16 protein-coding genes are annotated in these 20,145 nt (G+C 68.2%); all 16 read left to right on the top strand.

What is annotated here, in order from left to right; translation table 11 throughout:
- The first annotated feature begins 228 nt into the window (after positions 1-228).
- The gene (locus GA0115259_RS21370; protein ID WP_093599624.1) at positions 229-2,850 is read left to right on the top strand and encodes a valine--tRNA ligase; all 2,622 of its coding nucleotides are present in this window, start codon (positions 229-231) and stop codon (positions 2,848-2,850) included.
- Between the two features lie 136 nt (positions 2,851-2,986).
- Positions 2,987-4,501 carry a bifunctional tetrahydrofolate synthase/dihydrofolate synthase gene (locus tag GA0115259_RS21365; RefSeq protein WP_093599621.1) on the top strand — a complete coding sequence of 505 codons (1,515 nt, stop codon included), beginning with the start codon at positions 2,987-2,989 and terminating at the stop codon, positions 4,499-4,501.
- 5 nt (positions 4,502-4,506) lie between these two features.
- Positions 4,507-4,920, top strand: coding sequence for a DUF4233 domain-containing protein (locus GA0115259_RS21360; protein WP_093599618.1), 414 nt, complete (start codon positions 4,507-4,509; stop codon positions 4,918-4,920).
- Between the two features lie 63 nt (positions 4,921-4,983).
- The gene (gene ndk / locus GA0115259_RS21355) at positions 4,984-5,397 is read left to right on the top strand and encodes a nucleoside-diphosphate kinase (RefSeq protein WP_066949757.1); all 414 of its coding nucleotides are present in this window, start codon (positions 4,984-4,986) and stop codon (positions 5,395-5,397) included.
- A 274-nt stretch (positions 5,398-5,671) separates the two neighbouring features.
- Positions 5,672-6,691 (top strand): rod shape-determining protein, encoded by a 1,020-nt coding sequence (locus tag GA0115259_RS21350; RefSeq protein WP_046498926.1) that lies wholly within the window; start codon positions 5,672-5,674, stop codon positions 6,689-6,691.
- 115 nt (positions 6,692-6,806) lie between these two features.
- Positions 6,807-7,898, top strand: coding sequence for a rod shape-determining protein MreC (gene mreC / locus GA0115259_RS21345; RefSeq protein WP_093599615.1), 1,092 nt, complete (start codon positions 6,807-6,809; stop codon positions 7,896-7,898).
- Between the two features lie 11 nt (positions 7,899-7,909).
- Positions 7,910-8,581 (top strand): rod shape-determining protein MreD, encoded by a 672-nt coding sequence (mreD, locus tag GA0115259_RS21340; RefSeq protein ID WP_093599612.1) that lies wholly within the window; start codon positions 7,910-7,912, stop codon positions 8,579-8,581.
- On the top strand, positions 8,578-10,752 hold the full coding sequence (mrdA, locus tag GA0115259_RS21335; RefSeq protein ID WP_093599609.1) for a penicillin-binding protein 2: 2,175 nt from the start codon (positions 8,578-8,580) through the stop codon (positions 10,750-10,752). The genes mreD and mrdA overlap by 4 nt, the downstream gene beginning before the upstream one ends.
- A gap of 3 nt (positions 10,753-10,755) precedes the next feature.
- Entirely contained in the window at positions 10,756-11,958 is a 1,203-nt protein-coding gene (gene rodA / locus GA0115259_RS21330) for a rod shape-determining protein RodA (RefSeq protein WP_093599606.1), read from the top strand.
- Between the two features lie 27 nt (positions 11,959-11,985).
- A complete protein-coding gene (locus GA0115259_RS21325) occupies positions 11,986-13,623 on the top strand; it encodes a CYTH and CHAD domain-containing protein (protein WP_093599626.1) in 1,638 nt (545 codons plus the stop codon).
- A gap of 96 nt (positions 13,624-13,719) precedes the next feature.
- Complete coding sequence (locus tag GA0115259_RS21320) at positions 13,720-15,669, top strand: TIGR03960 family B12-binding radical SAM protein (protein ID WP_176732608.1); 1,950 nt, start codon at positions 13,720-13,722, stop codon at positions 15,667-15,669.
- A gap of 519 nt (positions 15,670-16,188) precedes the next feature.
- A complete protein-coding gene (locus GA0115259_RS21315; RefSeq protein ID WP_093599600.1) occupies positions 16,189-16,932 on the top strand; it encodes an IPT/TIG domain-containing protein in 744 nt (247 codons plus the stop codon).
- Positions 16,933-17,086: 154 nt separating this feature from the next.
- Positions 17,087-18,139 (top strand): IPT/TIG domain-containing protein, encoded by a 1,053-nt coding sequence (locus GA0115259_RS21310; RefSeq protein WP_093599597.1) that lies wholly within the window; start codon positions 17,087-17,089, stop codon positions 18,137-18,139.
- Between the two features lie 259 nt (positions 18,140-18,398).
- Entirely contained in the window at positions 18,399-18,887 is a 489-nt protein-coding gene (locus tag GA0115259_RS21305) for an Ig-like domain-containing protein (protein ID WP_256098069.1), read from the top strand.
- Between the two features lie 87 nt (positions 18,888-18,974).
- Entirely contained in the window at positions 18,975-19,511 is a 537-nt protein-coding gene (locus GA0115259_RS21300; RefSeq protein ID WP_093599591.1) for a GNAT family N-acetyltransferase, read from the top strand.
- A gap of 267 nt (positions 19,512-19,778) precedes the next feature.
- Positions 19,779-20,145 (top strand): TIGR03936 family radical SAM-associated protein (locus GA0115259_RS21295; RefSeq protein ID WP_141716646.1); only part of this gene is annotated, 367 nt, incomplete at its 3' end.

The raw sequence follows: 20,145 nt of genomic DNA, 5'->3' as shown, positions 1-20,145 counted from the left end.
TGCTGGCCGTAAGGACCGGGCTGCGGCTGACCGTACGGCCCAGGCTGCTGAGGCGGCTGGCCACCGTACGGGCCCGGCTGGTTGTAACTCATCTGTCCTGTCCCCTCCAGAAACTTATGCGTTCCGAACATCCTGTCGGAAGGGACGGTGACCTGGGCCGTCCGGGGCGGCTCCGTTACCGAACTATCCCGTTTCAGTACGCGCCCGTGACACCTCTAAACTGACCCCGTGACCGAGAACACTCAGCAGCAGCCAGCCAGCAACCCCGAACTGCCGACCCAGTATGTGCCGGCCGAGGTGGAGGGGAAGCTGTATGAGCGCTGGGTAGACCGCGGTTATTTCGAGGCCGACGCGAAAAGCGGCAAAGAGCCGTACACCATCGTCATCCCGCCGCCGAACGTCACCGGCACGCTGCACCTCGGGCATGCCTTCCAGCACACGCTGATGGACGCCCTCACCCGCCGCAAGCGGATGCAGGGCTACGAGGCGCTGTGGCTGCCCGGGATGGACCACGCCGGTATCGCCACGCAGAACAAGGTCGAGCAGCAGCTCGCCGAGGAGGGCAAGTCCCGCCAGGACATCGGGCGGGACGAGTTCGTCGAGCGGGTCTGGCAGTGGAAAGAGGAGTACGGCGGCCGGATCCTCGGCCAGATGCGCCGGCTCGGCGACGGCGTCGACTGGTCGCGCGAGCGCTTCACCATGGACGAAGGGCTGTCCAAGGCCGTCCAGACGATCTTCAAGAAGCTCTACGACGACGAGCTGATCTACCGCGCCGAGCGCATCATCAACTGGTGTCCGCGCTGTCTCACCGCGATCTCCGACATCGAGGTGGACTACCAGGAGGACGACGGCGAGCTGGTCTCGCTGAAGTACGGCGAGGGCGACGAGACGGTCGTCGTCGCGACGACCCGGGTCGAGACGATGCTCGGTGACACCGCCGTCGCCGTCCATCCCGACGATCCGCGGTACGCGCATCTCATCGGCAAGCGGATCAAGCTTCCGCTCACCAACCGTACGATCCCGGTCGTCGCGGACACCCATGTCGACCCGGAGTTCGGCACGGGCGCGGTCAAGGTGACACCGGCGCACGACCCGAACGACTTCGCCATCGGCCAGCGGCACGGTCTCGAATCCCTGACGATCATGGACGAGCGCGCGGTCATCACCGCGCCGGGCCCGTTCGAGGGACTCGACCGGTTCGAGGCGCGCTCCGCGATCGTGGAGGCGCTGCGCCAGCAGGGCCGCGTCGTCGCCGAGAAGCGTCCGTACGTCCACTCCGTGGGCCACTGCTCGCGCTGCAAGACGACGATCGAGCCGCGGCTGTCGCTCCAGTGGTGGGTCAAGGTCGAGCCGCTGGCGAAGGCCGCGGGTGACGCGGTCCGGGACGGGCGCGTCAGGATCCATCCGGAGGATCTGTCGAAGCGGTACTTCGACTGGGTCGACAACATGCATGACTGGTGCATCTCGCGCCAGCTCTGGTGGGGCCACCGCATCCCGGTCTGGTACGGCCCGAACGGCGAGACCGTGTGTGTCGGACCGGACGACGAGCCGCCCACGGGCGAGGGCTGGACGCAGGACTCGGACGTCCTGGACACCTGGTTCTCCTCCGGTCTGTGGCCCTTCTCGACGCTCGGCTGGCCCGAACAGACCGCGGATCTCAAGAAGTTCTACCCGACCGATGTGCTGCTCACCGGCCACGACATCATCTTCTTCTGGGTCGCCAGGATGATGATGTTCGGGCTGTACGCGATGGACGGTATGGCGCCGTTCCACACGATCGCGCTGACCGGTCTCGTCCGCGACGAGCACGGCAAGAAGATGTCGAAGTCCAACCCGAACTCGGTGGACCCGCTGGACTGGATGAACGCGTACGGCTCGGACGCCGTCCGCTTCACCCTGGCCCGTGGCGCCAACCCCGGCGCGGACGTGCCGATCGGCGAGGACTGGGTCCAGGCGTCGCGCAACTTCGCGAACAAGATCTGGAACGCGACACGCTTCGCGCTGATGAACGGCGCCACGGTCGAGGGCCCGCTGCCCGAGGCCGGTGAGCTGTCGGCGGCGGACCGCTGGATCCTGTCGCGGCTGAACGCGACGGTCGCGCAGGTCGACGCGTACTACGAGGACTACCAGTTCGCGAAGTTGAGCGACGCGCTGTACCACTTCGCCTGGGACGAGGTCTGCGACTGGTACGTCGAGCTGTCCAAGACCCCCTTCTTCGAGGGCGGCGCGCAGGCGCGGGTCTCCGGGCGGGTGCTGGGCGAGGTCCTCGATGTGATGCTGAGGCTGCTGCACCCGGTGGTCCCGTTCGTCACGGAGACGCTGTGGACCACGCTCACCGGCAAGGAGTCGCTCGTCATCGCGGACTGGCCGGCCGACAGCGGCTTCCGTGACGCGGAGGCCGAGCGGGAGATCGGGCATCTTCAGCAGGTCGTCACCGAGGTCCGCCGGTTCCAGGCCGACCAGGGGATGCAGCCCGGGCAGAAGGTGCCGGCGCGGCTGGAGCTGTCCGGAACGGCGCTGGTGGCGCACGAGGCGGCCATCCGCCGGCTGCTGCGCCTTCAGCCGGAGGGCGAGTCCTTCCACGCGACGGCGACGCTGCCGATCGGGGGCGCTCGGGTGGTGCTGGACCTGTCGGGCGCGATCGACGTCGAGGCGGAGCGTAAGCGGCTGACGAAGGATCTGGGCGCGGCGGAGAAGGAGAAGGCGCAGGCGGAGGCGAAGCTCGGCAACGAGGCGTTCCTCGCGAAGGCGCCCGATCAGGTGGTGGAGAAGATCCGTGCCCGGCTCGCCAAGGCGGAGACGGACATCGAGCGGATCACGGCCCAGGTGGCGGCCCTGCCTCAGGACTGACGCCCGTACGCGCCCGTACGTCTGTACACACGCTCGTACACGCCCGTACGTGCCCGTACGCAGGTGTGAGCTCGGCCCCTCGGCCCGTGACCGGCCGGGGGGCCGGGCTGTCGGTGGGGCTCCGTAGACTGGTGGCGTGAGTGAGCAGCGTCCATTCGACCAGCCCGGCGAGCCCGACGATTTCGACGAGATCGTCGCCGCCGAGACCGAGCGCGACCCCGACCTGGCGGTGATAGAGGCCGGCAGCCGTACGCTGCGCGCCCAGGCAGGGCCCGCGCAGGGCGACGGCGTGCCCGGGCGGCCCGAGGATCCCGAGGTGGACAAGGCGCTGCGCGCCGTGGAGCAGGAGCTCGCCGGGCGCTGGGGCGAGACGAAGCTCGATCCGTCGGTGAGCCGGATCGCCGGGCTGATGGATGTGCTGGGCGATCCGCAGCGCACGTATCCCTCGATCCATATCACCGGGACCAACGGCAAGACGTCCACGGCCCGGATGATCGAGGCGCTGCTCGGCGCGTTCGATCTCCGTACCGGCAGGTACACCAGCCCGCATGTCCAGTCGATCACCGAGCGGATCAGTCTGGACGGCGCGCCCGTCTCCGCCGAGCGGTTCATCGAGACGTACGAGGACATCAAGCCGTATGTCGAGATGGTCGACGGCATGCAGGAGTACCGGCTCTCCTTCTTCGAGGTGCTGACGGGCATGGCGTACGCGGCGTTCGCGGACGCGCCGGTGGATGTCGCCGTGGTCGAGGTCGGCATGGGCGGCACCTGGGACGCGACGAATGTCATCGACGCCACCGTCGCCGTCGTGACGCCGATCGATCTGGACCACACGGACCGGCTCGGGAAGACGCCCGGTGAGATCGCCATGGAGAAGGCCGGGATCATCAAGCAGGGCGCGACGGTGATCCTGGCTCAGCAGCCGGTGGACGCGGCGCAGGTGATGCTCAAGAAGTCCGTCGATGTGGACGCGACGGTCGCGCGCGAGGGCATGGAGTTCGGTGTGGTGGCCCGGGAGGTCGCGGTCGGCGGGCAGTTGCTGACCCTGCGCGGTCTCGGCGGTGAGTACGAACAGGTCTTCCTGCCGCTGTACGGCGCCCATCAGGCGCACAACGCGGCGGTGGCGCTCGCGGCGGTCGAGGCGTTCTTCGGTATCGGCGCCCAGCACGCGCGTCCGCTGGACATGGACACCGTCCGCAAGGCGTTCGCTTCGGTGTTCTCGCCGGGCCGGCTCGAAGTCGTACGGCGTTCGCCCACGGTGGTGCTGGACGCCGCGCACAATCCGGCGGGCGCGCGCGCCGCCGCCGACGGCATCACCGAGTCCTTCGGCTTCAGCCGGCTGATCGGTGTGGTGGGCGCGAGCGACGGCAAGGACGTGCGCGGCGTGCTGGAGGCGCTGGAGCCGATCTGCGCGGAGCTGGTGGTCACCCAGAATTCGAGCTACCGCGCGATGGACGCGGACGAGCTGGCCGCCGTCGCGGTGGAGGTCTTCGGTGACGACCGCGTACAGGTCGAGCCGCGGCTGGACGACGCGCTGGAGGCGGCGATCACACTGGCCGAGGACGAGTCCGAGTTCGCGGGCGCCGGAGTGCTGGTGACCGGCTCGGTGATCACGGTCGGCGAGGCCCGGCTGCTGTTGAAGAGGAGCTGAATTCCTTGCGTACGCTCTGCGCGTCGACGCTGATCGCCGAGATCTTCGTGATCGGTTTCGCCGGTCTGGTCGCGATGAAGTCGGACGATCTGGCGGTGGGCACGGTCTGGACGGTCTGCGGTGTCGCGATGGTGCTGTGTCTGCTGCTCTGCGGGATGATCACCCGTCCCGGTGGTGTGCAGCTCGGCTGGGCGCTCCAGATCGCGCTGGTCGCGAGCGGTGTGGCGGTGCCCGCGATGTTCGCGCTGGGTGCGATCTTCGCGGCCCTGTGGTGGGCCTCGGTGCACTACGGGCGGGCGATCGACCAGGCCAAGGCGCGCTGGGCGGAACAGGCCGAGGCCCAGGAGCGGGCCGGGTCCGGGGAGCAGGCCCAGGAACGGGCCCCGGGACAGGCCTCGGCAGAGGCTGACGCTGTGTAATCGACGCGGGCCGGGCCCTGTAGCCTCTAGGTCCTGCATCCCGCACATGAAGGAGCCTGCACCGTGACCGAGCGCACTCTCGTCCTCCTCAAGCCCGACGCGGTCAGGCGCGGGCTGATCGGCGAGATCATCGGCCGTATCGAACGCAAGGCGGGCTGGACCATCACCGCCCTTGAGCTGCGCACGCTGGACCAGGAGACGCTGGAGCAGCACTACGGCGAGCACAAGGGCCGGCCCTTCTACGAGCCGCTGCTCGGCTTCATGGCCTCGGGCCCGGTCGTGGCCCTGGTGGTCGAGGGCGAGCGCGTCATCGAGGGCGTGCGCGCCCTCGCCGGTCCTACTGACCCGATCGCCGCAGCGCCCGGGTCCATCCGGGGGGACTTCGGCACCATTGTCCGGGAGAACCTGATCCACGCCTCGGACTCCGAGGAGTCCGCCATTCGGGAACTGAAAATTTTCTTTCCGGGCCTTTCCTGACCGTCGGTCAGCCGAACGAGGCCGACCGCCTGAGGCGACCGAAGGAATTCGGTCGCCTTTGGGCATATGCGGGGCCATTACGGGAACGCGTTCGGCCGACTCTTCGTCACTCTTGACGAGGTGGGCCGACGAGTTCGCGGGGCGGGCCAGCGAGCGGACGCCGCACAAGCGTGACTACGATGGAAGCCTCCAAGCCACAGCACCCACCTCGCCATCCTGAGAAGCCATCAAAGCTCTATCTGGGAAGGCCAGACGCATCCTCATGGGGAACAACATGTCGTTCATCGGCCGTGACATGGCTGTCGACCTCGGGACCGCCAACACGCTGGTGTACGTCAGAGGCCGGGGGATCGTACTCAACGAACCGTCCGTCGTAGCCATCAACACCAACACAGGCGGCATTCTCGCGGTCGGCGCCGAAGCGAAGAAGATGATCGGGCGGACACCGGGCAACATCGTTGCCGTCCGTCCGCTGAAGGACGGTGTGATCGCCGACTTCGAAATCACCGAGCGCATGCTGCGCTACTTCATTCTCAAGATCCACAAGCGTCGTTATCTCGCCAGGCCGCGCGTGGTCGTCTGTGTGCCCTCGGGTATCACGGGTGTCGAGCGCCGTGCCGTCATCGAGGCCTCCACCCAGGCCGGCGCGCGTCAGGTGCACATCATCGAGGAGCCCATGGCCGCCGCCATCGGCTCAGGGCTGCCGGTCCACGAGGCCACCGGCAACATGGTGGTCGACATCGGCGGCGGCACCACCGAGGTCGCGGTGATCTCTCTCGGCGGAATCGTCACGGCACAGTCGATCCGTGTCGCCGGCGACGAGTTGGACAACGCGATCATCCAGCACATCAAGAAGGAGTACTCCCTCCTTCTGGGTGAGCGGACCGCCGAGAGCATCAAGATCACCATCGGTTCCGCGTACGACCTCGACAAGGACGAGCACACCGAGATCCGCGGCCGTGATCTGGTCTCCGGGCTGCCGAAGACCGTGGTCATCTCCGCCGCCGAGGTGCGCAAGGCCATCGAAGAGCCGGTCAACTCGATCGTCGACGCGGTGAAGACCACACTCGACAAGTGCCCGCCCGAGCTGTCCGGCGATGTGATGGACCGTGGGATCGTGCTCACGGGCGGCGGCGCCCTGCTGCGCGGTCTTGACGAGCGGCTGCGCCGGGAGACCGGAATGCCCATCCATATCGCCGAGGATCCGCTGGACTCCGTCGCGCTCGGAGCCGGCAAGTGCGTCGAGGAGTTCGAGGCGCTCCAGCAGGTGCTGGACGCCCAGCCCCGTCGTTGACGCGCTCCACGCTCCGCCGTACGGAATCCGCTCCCCCGGACCTCCCGTACGGCGGATCGCCGATATCCCCGATCCACGCTGAAACATTCCTACGAGGAAGGCACGGCCGCCGCACGTGAGGGACACACGAGAGAGCCGGCTGCTCCTGGTGCTGCTGGTCGCCATCGCGTTCGCACTGATCACGGTGGATATCCGCGGTGGTGAGGGCTCACCGGTCGACGGCGCGCGGCGGGCCGCCGCGGCGGTCTTCGGCCCGGTGGAGAACGGTGTCGCGTCCGCGGTGAATCCGGTCGGCAACGCCATAGGAGCCGTACGGGACTCCGGCGCGCGGCACGACCGTATCGCCGCGCTCCAGAAGGAGAACACCGCGCTCAAGACCAAGCTCGGCAGCGATGTCCGCAACCGCAGCCGGGTGCAGGAACTCGACAAGATGCTCAAGAAGGCGGGCGCCGGGCAGTACGGCATCAAGGGCGCCGAAGTCATCGCCATAGGAGCGGCCCAGGGCTTCTCCTGGACGGTCACCATCGACGCGGGATCCGACGACGGCATCGAGCGCGACATGACGGTCATCAACGGCGACGGGCTGGTCGGCCGTGTCACCACCGTCGGCCCGAGCACCGCGACCGTACTGCTCGCCAATGACCCGGACTTCACCGTGGGTACCCGGATGGAGGCGACCGACGAACTGGGCTTCGCCTCCGGACAGGGCGACCGTCCGCTCTCCGTCCAGCTCCTCAACGGCAAGTCGAAGGTGAAGAAGGGCGACCGGCTGGTGACCTTCGGCTCCAGCAGGGACAAGCCCTTCGTGCCCGGTGTCCCGGTCGGCCAGGTCGTACGCGTCGATCCGTCCGGCGGCAATCTCACCCGGACCATCTATGTACGGCCCTTCGTCGGGTTCACCAAGCTGGACATCGTCGGTGTGGTGGTCGAGGCGCCCAGGACCGATCCGCGGGACACGGTGCTGCCGCCCAAGCCCAAGGCCGAGCCGACGCCCACTGTGACGGTCACCGTCACTCCGTCGCCCGAGGGCAATCTCGAAGTCAACGGCGAGGCCGCCGATATCGCGGGCGGTACGGACCAGGGCGCCGGCACGGGCAATCCGCCCGCCAATCCACCGGCTGTCCCGCCCGCCGATCCGCCAGGCAATCCACCGGGCGACGGCAACGCGCAAGACAACCCCGACGGCCAAGCGGACGACCAGGAGTAGGGCTGATTCCCATGCGCTTCAACCGGATTCTGCTCTCCACCACGCTGGTCGTGGTGGCCATGGTCGTCCAGGTGTCCATCCTCGCCAGACTCCAGCTTCCCGGCGCCGTTCCCGATCTGACGCTGCTCACCGTCCTCGCGCTGGCCTTTGTGTACGGGCATGTCGGCGGCGCGTTCATCGGCTTCGGCGCCGGACTGCTGGCTGATCTGGCACCGCCCGCCGACCACGCGGCCGGGCGCTATGCCCTGGTGCTCTGTGTGATCGGCTATCTCGCGGGCCTCGCACGGCCCGAGAAGGGCCAGATGAGATCGGCGCTCGCCCCGATGGCTGCGGTCGTGGTCGCGGCGGTCGGTTCGACACTGCTGTACGCGGCGGTGGGCGCCCTCGTCGGTGACGGCGCCGCCCGCCATGTGGGCCTCGCGGGCCTGCTGTTCTCCGCCGCCGTCTACGATCTGCTGCTCGCGCCGTTCGTCGTACCGCTGATCATGTGGCTGGCCAGACGCGCCGAGAACGATCCGCTCGCCGGGACCGAGAAGAGCGGCGGCGGCTCCGATGTCTCCTCGGGCTGGCAGGCCACCGGCACGGGACTGCGGATCGGCAGCCAGCGCGGCGGACTGTGGGTCAGGGCCGCCCGTAACCGCGCGGCCAGGGCGGGACGTATCAAGGGGGTCAAGCGGCTTTGAGCAATATCCCGGAGACCGGGCGGACACAGCGGGTCCAGATCCGGCTCATCGTCATCCAGGTCCTCGTCCTCTCCCTGCTCCTCACGCTCGGCGGCCGGCTCTGGTATCTCCAGGTCCGCAACGGCCAGGAGTACACGGACGAGGCCAGGAGCAACCACGTACAGCAGGTCGTCCAGCCGGCCGTGCGCGGTTCGATCCTCGACACCCGAGGCGTTCCGCTCGCCGACAACGAGACACGGCTCGTCGTCTCCACCAGCCGTACGGACCTGATGAAGATGGACGACGGCGGCAAGGACGTACTGACCAGGCTCGCCGATGTCCTCGGGATGAAACCCAAGGACGTGATGGACAAGGTCAGGCTCTGCGACGCGAAGACTCCGCAGCCCTGCTGGAACGGTTCGCCGTACCAGCCGATCCCGATCACCGACGAGGCCACCACCCAGCAGGCGCTCCAGATCCGTGAGCGCGCCGAGGACTTTCCCGGGATCACCGCCGAGCCCACCGCCGTACGCCGCTACACCGCGCCCGGTCTCGCCAACACCGCCCAGGTGCTGGGCTATCTCTCGCCCGTCACCGACGCGGAGATCACCAAGGCGCACGACACCGACTCGCCGTATCTCCGCTCCGACCAGGTGGGCCGCTCGGGCCTTGAGCGTACGTACGACAAGGCGCTGCGCGGCAAGGCCGGTGTCACCCGCTACGAGGTCGACAATCTGGGCCGTGTCATCGGACAGGCCCGCAGCGACGTGGCCGAGCCCGGCGCCCATGTCGTCACCTCCATCGACGCGCGTGTGCAGGCCGTCGCCGAGTACGAGCTGAACGAGGCCATGAAGGCCGCCCGCAAGGAGATGGACCGCAACACCAACACGCCCTACAAGGCGGACTCCGGAGCCGTGGTCGTGATGGAGGCGAAGACCGGCCGTGTCGTCGCGATGGCCTCCCAGCCGACCTACGATCCCAACGCCTGGGTGGGCGGTATCTCCGCCAAGGACTACGCCAAACTCACCAGCAAAAAGTCCAACTTCCCGCTGCTGAACCGGGCCATCCAAGGCCAGGCGGCGCCCGGCTCGATCTTCAAGGTCGTCTCCTCGACCGCCGCGGTCAACGCCGGCTACGACTTCAACGGCAGCTATCCCTGCCCCAGTTCGTACAGCATCGGCGGCCAGACCTTCCAGAACTTCGAGTCCCGGGGCTACGGCAGCATCAGCCTCGGCAAGGCTCTCGAAGTCTCCTGCGACACCGTCTTCTACGGGCTCGCGCACAAGGAGTGGCTCAAGGACGGCGGTCTGAAGCCCAAGAAGGACGCCAAGAACTGGTTCTACAGGACGGCCCATCAGTTCGGCCTCGGCAAGGAGACCGGTATCGACCTGCCCAACGAGGTCACCGGCCGGGTACCGGACCGCGAGTGGAAGCAGAAGTTCTGGGAGGCCAACAAGGAGAGCTGGTGCAAGCAGGGCAAGAAGGGCGGCACCTATGTCCAGCAGCTCGCCTACGAAGGCTGTCTCGAAGGCAATCTGATGCGCGCCGGTGACTCCGTCAACTACTCGATCGGCCAGGGCGACATCCTCGTCACACCGATCCAGATGGCGACCATCTACTCGGCGATCTCCAACGGCGGCACTCTCTACAACCCGGTCGTCGGCAAGGCGATCGTCAGTGCCGACGGCAAGCAGACCAAGATCATCGAGCCCAAGTCCCATGGCAAGCTGCCGTTCGACGCGAAGACGCGCGACTTGATAGACGAGGCTCTCGCGGCCGTGACCACGCGTGGCTCCGCCGCCTGGCGGTTCGGCGGCTGGCCGCAGAAGCAGATCCCGATGCACGCCAAGACGGGTACGGCCGAGGTCTACGGCAAGCAGACGACCTCGTGGTTCTCGTCGTACACCAGCGATTACACGATCATCATGACGATCTCCCAGGGTGGTACCGGCTCCGGAGCCTCCGGGCCCGCGGTACGGAAGATCTACGAGGCGATGTACGGACTGAACGCGAAGGGCGAGCAGGACCTCAGCAAGGCCCTTATGCCCGAGCCGCGCACGGAACTGCCCAAGATCCAGCCCGACGGCTCCATCGACGCGCCGAAGGTCGAACCGTACGAGCCGCCGAAGGAACCACTGGAGCCCCAGCTTCTCGCGGGCCCGCCCGCGGTGACCACCGCACGGAGGGACTGAGCGATGGCCGGCCCAGGTGGCTTCTCGGTCTCCGGATACGGTCCGCAGCGCGGCACATGGACCCGGCTCGCGGCCCGTGACTCGATGGTGCGCAGGCTCGACTGGCCGCTGATGTTCTCGGCACTGGCGCTGTCGCTGCTGGGCTCGCTGCTGGTCTGGTCGGCGACCCGTAACCGTACGCAGCTCAACCAGGGCGATCCGTACTTCTTCCTGCTGCGCCATCTGCTCAACACCGGTATCGGTTTCGCTTTGATGGCCGGCACGATCTGGCTCGGGCACCGCACTCTGCGAGGCGCGGTGCCGGCGCTCTACGGGCTCTCCGTCGTGCTGGTCGTACTGGTGCTCACACCGCTGGGCGCCACCATCAACGGCGCGCACGCCTGGATCCTGCTTCCCGGAGGCTTCTCGCTCCAGCCGTCCGAGTTCGTGAAGGTCACGATCATCCTCGGCATGGCGATGATGCTGGCGGCCCGGGTGGACGCGGGCGACCAGGAGCATCCGGACCACTGGATCGTCGCGAAGTCGCTCGGTCTCGCGGTGGTCCCGATGATCATCGTGATGATGATGCCGGACCTTGGTTCGGTGATGGTCATGGTGGTGATCGTGCTCGGCGTGCTGCTCGCCTCGGGCGCCTCCAACCGGTGGATCTTCGGGCTGGTGAGCGCCGGTGCGATCGGAGCGGTCGCGGTCGCGGCGCTCGGCGTGCTGGACGAGTACCAGATCAACCGCTTCGCGGCCTTCGCCAATCCGGAGCTGGATCCGGCGGGCGTCGGCTACAACACCAACCAGGCGCGGATCGCGATCGGCTCGGGCGGACTGACCGGTACCGGGCTCTTCAAGGGCTCGCAGACCACCGGGCAGTTCGTGCCCGAGCAGCAGACGGACTTCGTGTTCACGGTCGCGGGCGAGGAGCTGGGATTCGTCGGTGCCGGGCTGATCCTGCTGCTGCTCGGTGTGGTGCTGTGGCGGGCCTGCCGGATCGCCCGGGAGGCGACCGATCTGTACGGGACGATCATCGCGGGTGGCATCATCACCTGGTTCGCGTTCCAGTCCTTCGAGAACATCGGGATGACGCTGGGCATCATGCCGGTGGCCGGGCTGCCGCTGCCGTTCGTGTCGTACGGCGGTACGTCGATGTTCGCGGTCTGGATCGCGGTGGGACTGCTCCAGTCGATCCGGGTGCAGCGACCGCTGGCGGCCCTATGACGGTAATTCGCGGGTATGTTCCAGAGTATGGCGGAAACGAAGCGAGAGATCGAACGTAAGTACGAACTCCCGAGCCGTTCCAGGGACGGCGGAGTGCCCGGGCTGCCGGATCTGGCCCGGGCCAAGGGAGTAGACGCCGTACGCGCCGACGGTGTCGTGGAGCTCGACGCGGTCTACTACGACACGGCTGATCTGCGTCTGGCCGCCGGCTCCCTCACGCTCCGGCGCAGAACGGGCGGCGACGACGCGGGCTGGCATCTCAAGCTGCCCGTCTCGCCGGGTGTCCGTGACGAGATCCGGGCGCCGCTGGCCGACACCGTCCCCGAGGAGCTGACCGCCCTGCTCCGCTCCCGGATCCGCGACGCGCGGCTGATTCCGGTCGTACGGCTGCGCACCTCGCGCGACATCAGCCGGCTGCTCGGCGGCGACGGCGCTCCGCTGGCGGAGGTCAGCGTCGACACCGTACGGGCGCAGCGCCTCGGTGACACCGTGGTCGCCACCTCGTGGACCGAGGTCGAGGTGGAGCTGACGGACGACGCCGATCCGGCGCTGCTGGACGCGGTGGACAAGAAGCTGCGCAAGGCCGGGCTGCGTCCCGCGTCCGCCGCGTCGAAGCTGAGCAGGGCGCTGACGGAGACGGCGCGCGCGGGCACCGGGAAGGGCGCGCAGGGCGCGAAGGACGAGGGCGCCGGGAAGCCGGTCGGCAAGGGCGTAGTCGGAAAGGGCGTAAAGGGCGCGAAGGCCAAGCGCGCGAAGGGCAAGGGCGCCAAGACGCCGGTCACCGCCGCCGAGCATGTGCTCGCCTATCTGCGCGTCCAGGCCGATGCGATCGTCGCCCAGGATCCCGCCGTCCGCCGCGATCTGCCGGACTCCGTGCACCAGCTACGCGTCGCCACCCGCCGGATGCGCTCCGCGTTCCGCACGTACGGCAAGGTCGTCGACCGGTCCCTGACCGATCCCATCGGTGAGGAGCTGAAGTGGCTCGCGGCGGAGCTGGGTATCGACCGTGACCAGGAGGTCCTCAACGAACGGCTGCTCTCCCGGATCGCCGAGCTGCCGGGGACACTGCTGCTCGGCCCGGTGCGCGCCCGGCTCAGGATCTGGAACGCCGGCCGCCGCGCGGGCTCGCGGAGCCAGGCCGTCGCCGTACTCGACAGCGAGCGGTATCTGGCCCTGCTGGACAGCCTCGACGCGCTGCTCGCCGATCCGCCGTTGCTGCGGCCCGCCGCGGCGAACCGCCCCGGGAAGGTACTGCCCGCGGCGATCCTCAAGGACTACCGGCGGCTGGCCGGTCGCGTCGAGCAGGCGCTGGAGCTTCCGCCGGGCGAGGATCGTGACATCGCCCTCCACAACGCCCGCAAGGCGGCCAAGCGCGCCCGTTACGCGGCCGAGGCGGCCCTGCCCGCGCTGGGCAGGCCCGCTCAGCGGTTCATCAAGCGGATGAAGGCCGTACAGACCGTGCTCGGTGACCACCAGGACAGTGTGGTGGCCCGTGACGCCCTCCGTGACCTCGGTATCCGCGCCCACGCGGCGGGCGAGTCCGCCTTCACCTGGGGCCTGCTGCACGGCCATGAGGAGGCCCAGGCCGCGGCCCGGGAGCGGGAGCTGCCGCAGGTGTGGGAGCGGGCGTCGGCACCGGGGCTGAGGGCGGATCTGACCGGCTGAGCACCGGGGTAGTCTGGATGGCCAGCCTTGTCGGCCCACCGACGGTCTTCTGTCGATCCACCGTCGGTCCACCCACTGTCGGTCCACGAAAGATCCGTGATGCCTGAATCGGTCTTCCCACAGCTCGAAGCCCTGCTCCCGCATGTGCAGAAGCCGATCCAATACGTCGGCGGCGAGCTGAACTCCACCGTCAAGGACTGGGACGCGTGCGACGTCCGCTGGGCGCTGATGTATCCGGACGCCTATGAGGTCGGACTGCCCAACCAGGGCGTCATGATCCTTTACGAGGTGCTGAACGAGCGCGAGGGCGTGCTCGCCGAGCGTACGTACAGCGTCTGGCCGGACCTCGAAGAGCTGATGCGCGAGCACAAGGTGCCGCAGTTCACGGTGGACTCGCACCGCCCGGTCTCCGCCTTCGACATCTTCGGGCTGAGCTTCTCCACCGAGCTGGGCTACACCAATATGCTCACCGCCCTGGACCTCGCGGGCATCCCGCTGGCGGCCCGGGACCGTACGGTCGACCATCCCATCGTCCTCGCGGGCGGTCACGCGGCCTTCAATCCCGAGCCGATCGCGGAGTTCATCGACTGCGCGGTGATCGGCGACGGCGAGCAGGCCGTCCTGGAGATCACCGAGATCGTCCGCGCCTGGAAGGCGGAGGGCCGCCCGGGCGGGCGCGAGGAGGTCCTTCTCCGGCTCGCCAAGACGGGCGGTGTGTACGTACCGGGCTTCTACGACGTCGAGTATCTGCCGGACGGGCGTATCGGCCGTGTCGTACCGAACAGGAGCGGTGTGCCGTGGCGGGTGTCCAAGCACACCGTCATGGACCTGGACGAGTGGCCCTACCCCAAGCAGCCGCTCGTACCGCTCGCGGAGACCGTCCATGAGCGGATGTCCGTGGAGATCTTCCGCGGCTGTACGCGCGGCTGCCGCTTCTGCCAGGCCGGCATGATCACGCGCCCGGTGCGCGAGCGGAGCATCACCGGCATCGGCGAGATGGTCGAGAAGGGCCTGAAGGCGACCGGCTTCGAGGAGGTCGGCCTGCTCTCGCTCTCCTCCGCCGACCACAGCGAGATCGGTGACATCGCCAAGGGACTCGCCGACCGGTACGAGGCGGACAAGATCGGTCTCTCCCTGCCGTCGACGCGTGTCGACGCGTTCAATGTCGATCTGGCCAACGAGCTGACGAGGAACGGCCGCAGGTCCGGGCTGACCTTCGCGCCCGAGGGCGGCTCCGAGCGGCTGCGCAAGGTCATCAACAAGATGGTCTCGGAGGAGGACCTGATCCGTACGGTCTCCACGGCCTACGGCAACGGCTGGCGTCAGGTGAAGCTGTACTTCATGTGCGGTCTGCCGACCGAGACCGACGAGGACGTCCTCCAGATCGGTGACATGGCCGTCAAGGTCATCGCCGAGGGCCGGAAGGTCTCCGGACAGAACGACATCCGCTGCACGGTCTCGATCGGCGGCTTCGTGCCCAAGCCGCACACGCCGTTCCAGTGGGCGCCGCAGCTCGGTGCCGAGGAGACCGACGCGCGTCTTGAGAAGCTCCGCGACAAGATCCGCGGCGACAAGAAGTACGGCCGCTCGATCGGCTTCCGCTACCACGACGGCAAGCCCGGCATCGTGGAGGGCCTGCTCTCGCGCGGCGACCGGCGTATCGGCGCGGTCATCCGCGCGGTGTACGAGGACGGCGGCCGGTTCGACGGCTGGCGGGAGTACTTCTCGTACGACCGCTGGATGGCGTGCGCGGAGAAGACGCTGCCCGAGCACGGCGTGGACGTCGCCTGGTATACGACCCGTGAGCGCACCTACGAGGAGGTCCTGCCCTGGGACCATCTGGACTCCGGTCTCGACAAGGACTGGCTCTGGGAGGACTGGCAGGACGCGCTGGACGAGACCGAGGTCGAGGACTGCCGCTGGACGCCGTGCTTCGACTGCGGTGTCTGCCCTCAGCTCGATCTCGACATCCAGATCGGCCCGACGGGCAAGAAGCTGCTGCCGCTGACGGTGGTCAACGCCGGGCCCGGAGCGGGCGCGGGCTGACGAGAGCTGTGAGCTGAGCCGGGCCGGGAGGGCCGGGCGAGGCGGAGGATGTCCCGAAGGGGTCGAGGTCCGAGGACCGAGGCCCCTTCGTCGTGCCGCGCCGCCGACGAGGGCACGGGATCAATAGTTCTATGATCCGCTATTCGTGAATGCGCGGTAAGTGCGCCTGTTTTTCACGTCTTGGTGCGCTCGGCCGAAAGAGTGACTTCGTGTTAAATCTCTTGCTGCGAGCATCACTCGGATGGGTGACTGAAGTCTCCGCATCGGCGGACGCAGAAATCCTCGAAGAGAGGCGAACCGACCCCTGGGCGCGCACGCGACTACTCGCCCGGGACGTGTTCCTCAATGGCTTTACGTGCGGCGCGAGAGGCTCGAACCGCATTCCGACGCCGACGCAAAGCCATCGAGTCACCACAGTGGACACGAGAGCCGACCCGCCCCGATCCGGGACCTATGCGAGTCCGAATGCCCGACCACTGCTCGGCAATGTACCGCATTCCGAGCGAGGAGGAATCTCCCATGCCCATCAGTCCGACCCAGGGATCCAGTGGCGGCGGCACGCTCGTCACGATCACCGGGACCAATCTCAGCGGCACGACCGCGGTGCGTTTCGGCACCCGGTCCGCCACCTCCGTCACCAATGTCTCGCCCACCCAGGTCACCGCCGTCTCCCCGGCCGGCAACGGCGCGGTCGGCGTCACCGTGACCACTCCGGGCGGGACCAGCAACCCGATCCCGTTCTACTACGTCGGCGCACCGTTCAAGCAGACTCTGAGCCCGACTTCCGGATCGACGGCGGGCGGCACGCTCGTCACCATCAACGGCACCGGTCTCTCCAGCGCCACCAGTGTCGCCTTCGGCGCCAACACCGCCGTGCCGACAGTGGTGTCGGACGGTCAGATCACCGTTACCGCACCGGCCGGCGCGGCCGGTTCGGTCGGAGTCAGTGTCACCACGGCCGGAGGCACCAACAACGGGCTCTCGTTCACGTACGTGGCCGTCCCGACCGTCACGACCGTCACTCCCGCCGAGGGACCGACGGCCGGCGGAACTGCGGTGACGGTGGCCGGTACCGGTCTCACCAGCACCAACAGTGTCACCTTCGACGGCAACCCGGCGCCCTTCACGGTGATCTCCGACACCGCGGTGTCGGCCGTCACTCCGCCCGGCGCGGCCGGTCCCGTCGATGTCGTCGTGAGCAACGACGCGGGCAGCGCCACCGCGACGGACGGGTTCACGTACGTCGCGGGTCCCGGTATCTGACCGCTTTTCCATAGAGCGGCCGGTACTTCACAAGGGTTTACGCGGCCACTTCGCGAAGTGGCCGCGTAAACCTTCGATCCCATCCAGGCCTTCGAGACCGTCCGATCAGCCATCTCCGCCCTTCCCGGGCCGACGACCAGTTACGGGAGACACCGTGGAAAACAGCGACCAAGCGGCAGGAGCGGCACGGCCAACCGCCGTCGCCGCCGCGCCCGTTCTCAACTCGGTCGTACCCAACGTGGGGCCCTCGGCAGGCAGCAGCAGCGTGACCTTGAACGGCAGCGGTTTCGTCGGAGTGACCGCGGTCAACTTCGGTGCTACTCCTGCCCTCACCTACACCGTCAACTCGGCGATCCAGATCACCGCGACAACTCCGCCCGGTACGGGCACCGTTCCCGTCACCGTCAGGGTTCCCGGCTTCACCAGCAACGCCGTCAACTACACCTATGCGCCGACGCCGACACTGACCGCGCTCTCGCCCAGTCAGGGACCTTCGGCCGGCGGTACCTCGGTCGGCCTCACCGGCACCGGCTTCACCGGAGTCACGGCGGTCACCTTCGGCGGCACTCCTGCGACCAGTTACGTCGTCGACTCCACCACGCACATCACCGCCGTCGCGCCCGCGGGCACAGGCGCCGTGCCGGTCACGGTCACCACGCTCGGCGGTACCACAGGGCCCGTCTACTACTTCTATCTGGGCGCGCCCGCGCTCATCTCCGTCACGCCCTATCAGGGCGCTTCGTCCGGTGGCACCACGGTCGCCGTCAGCGGCACCGGTCTCGCCGGCGCCACGGCGGTCACCTTCGGCGGTACGCCCGCCACGAGTTACGTCGTTGACTCCGCGACGCACATCACCGCTGTCGCGCCCGCCGGTACCGGTACGGTCGCGCTCACCGTCACCGCTCCGGGCGGCACCAGCAACTCCCTCAACTACACCTACGTACAGGCGCCGGTACTCACCGCCCTTGCTCCCGGTCAGGGACCGACGAGCGCCGGATCCGGTGTCATGCTCACCGGCACCGCTCTGACCACCGCGACCACCGTGCGCTTCGGTGTCACGCCCGCCGGATTCACCGTGCTCTCGGACACCGCCATTGCCGCGCTCGCACCGGCCGGTCCCGCGGGCTCCGTCGCCGTCAGCGTCATCACTCTCGGCGGAACGAGTAATTCCCTGACGTATCTGCGCGTGCCGCCTCCGCAGATCTGATCGGGTACGCCAGATCTGATGCGGCTTTGATATGCCGCGTCATTTTGCGTCATTCGGATGTCAAAAAGCGTCGAAAAGCGTAAGGAGAAGCGGCACAACCGTAAGAAGAAACGTATCCGCTCGGACGGGTGATCCCTCTGGCCCATGCGGGCCGATCACGCCGACAGCTCCCCGTCGGCCCACGATGCGCGTTCTACGGTCTCGTTTCCGAATCAGCGAAACGAAATCGTCCCCAAGGGCCGATCGAGGAGTCGAAGCAGTGAGGCTTTTGCAAGAGCGGAAGATGTGGAAAACGGTGACCTTCGCGGCGGTGGCCACGGTGGTCGCCTTTGCTTCACCGGCGGCAGCGGCGGTGCCGTCCTCGACCACCGTCCAGGCGACACCGTCGTCGGCGTCCGTCGGGCAGTCCGTGGTGCTGAGCGCCACGGTCTCCTGCACGGCGGATCCCAGCGGCGGCCTCGGAGTGACGTTCTTCGACGGCAGTGACCTGCTGAACACCGTGCCGGTCGATGCCGGCGGTCAGGCGTCGTACACGACCACCTTCAGTACGACAGGCACGCACACGATCACCGCCGCGTACAACGGCAACACCGACTGCGGCGCCTCGAACGCCGAGACGACGGTCACGGTGTCGGAGACGCCGGTGCCTCCGACACCTCCGGGCCGGCTCTGTCTCCTTGCCTGCGGTGGCCTGGGCCTGGTCAACTTCACGGTCGGCGACATCCACAACGAGATCAACATCGACTGAGACCTGTACACGCCCGGTCGCGGGCAGCCGCGCCCGGTCACGGGTAATCCGTGGCCGGGCGCGCGCGTGCGGCGGCACAATGGGCGGATGCCGCGGTTCATCGCTCCCGACGTACGGATCCAGGGTTCCTTCCTCGACGCGATGGCGGAGTTCGTGGCGGAGGGCGCGGGCGAACGGGCCCTGCTGCTCCATGAGATGGAGGAGTTCGCGGCGAGCTGGCACCGGCCCGAGATCTTCGCGACGTATGTGGACCGGCTCAACGCCGAGCCGCTGGAGGAGACTGCGCGCGTCGACGGCTGGGTGCCCAACACCACGCTCTGGTACGTCGACGGCGACACCTTTCTCGGACGCCTCGCCATCCGCCACCGCCTCAACCCTTTTCTGCGTGAGCTGGGCGGCCATATCGGCTATGCCGTACGTCCCAGCGCCCGTCGGCGCGGCCATGCGACCGCGATGCTGAGTGAGGCCATCCCGGTCGCGCGCGGGCTCGGTATCGAGTCCGTCCTCGTCACGTGCGACACCACGAACACCGCCTCGCGCAAGGTGATCGAGTCGGCGGGCGGAGTGCTGGAGGACGAGCGCGGCGGAAAACTGCGCTTCTGGATCGGAACGGCGGCCGTCTGACGCGTCCCGACCGGACAGGGCCTCCTCCGCGCGCCTCGTCCGTAGAAGGCTGGGGAACTGTCGGAGGGCGTTACGCGTACTCTGGGTAGTACAACGATCGTCCCCGGCGCGGAGCCCGCACCTGAGATCTGCTCGCGGAAGCGGGACTGAGCCGGGACCCGGGGGTCACCCCACGTCCGAGGGCGGCGCGTCACCGCGTACCGCCCGCACCGAGGAGAAGAAGCACTGGGCAAGCGACAGCCCGAAGGCCCGCCACCCGCACCGGCGGTGCAGCGCATCCGACTGCGCTACACCAAGCGCGGCCGCCTCCGGTTCACCAGCCACCGTGACTTCCAGCGCGCTTTCGAGCGGGCGCTGCGCCGCGCCGATGTGCCGATGGCGTACTCGGCGGGGTTCACGCCGCACCCGAAGGTCTCGTACGCCAATGCCGCACCCACCGGCACGGGCAGTGAGGCCGAGTTCCTGGAGATCGCCCTGGCGGAGGCGCGCGACCCGGACAAGCTGCGTGAGCTGCTGGACGAGTCGCTGCCGGCCGGACTCGACATCGTCGACGCCGTCGAGGCCCGTACGTCGGGACTCGCCGACCGGCTGACCGCTTCGGTCTGGGAGCTGCGGCTGGGCGGCGGCGAGGCGC

The organism is Streptomyces sp. MnatMP-M17, from assembly GCF_900091995.1.
Lineage (GTDB): Bacteria > Actinomycetota > Actinomycetes > Streptomycetales > Streptomycetaceae > Streptomyces.
This window is presented reverse-complemented; position numbering and strand designations above follow the sequence as displayed.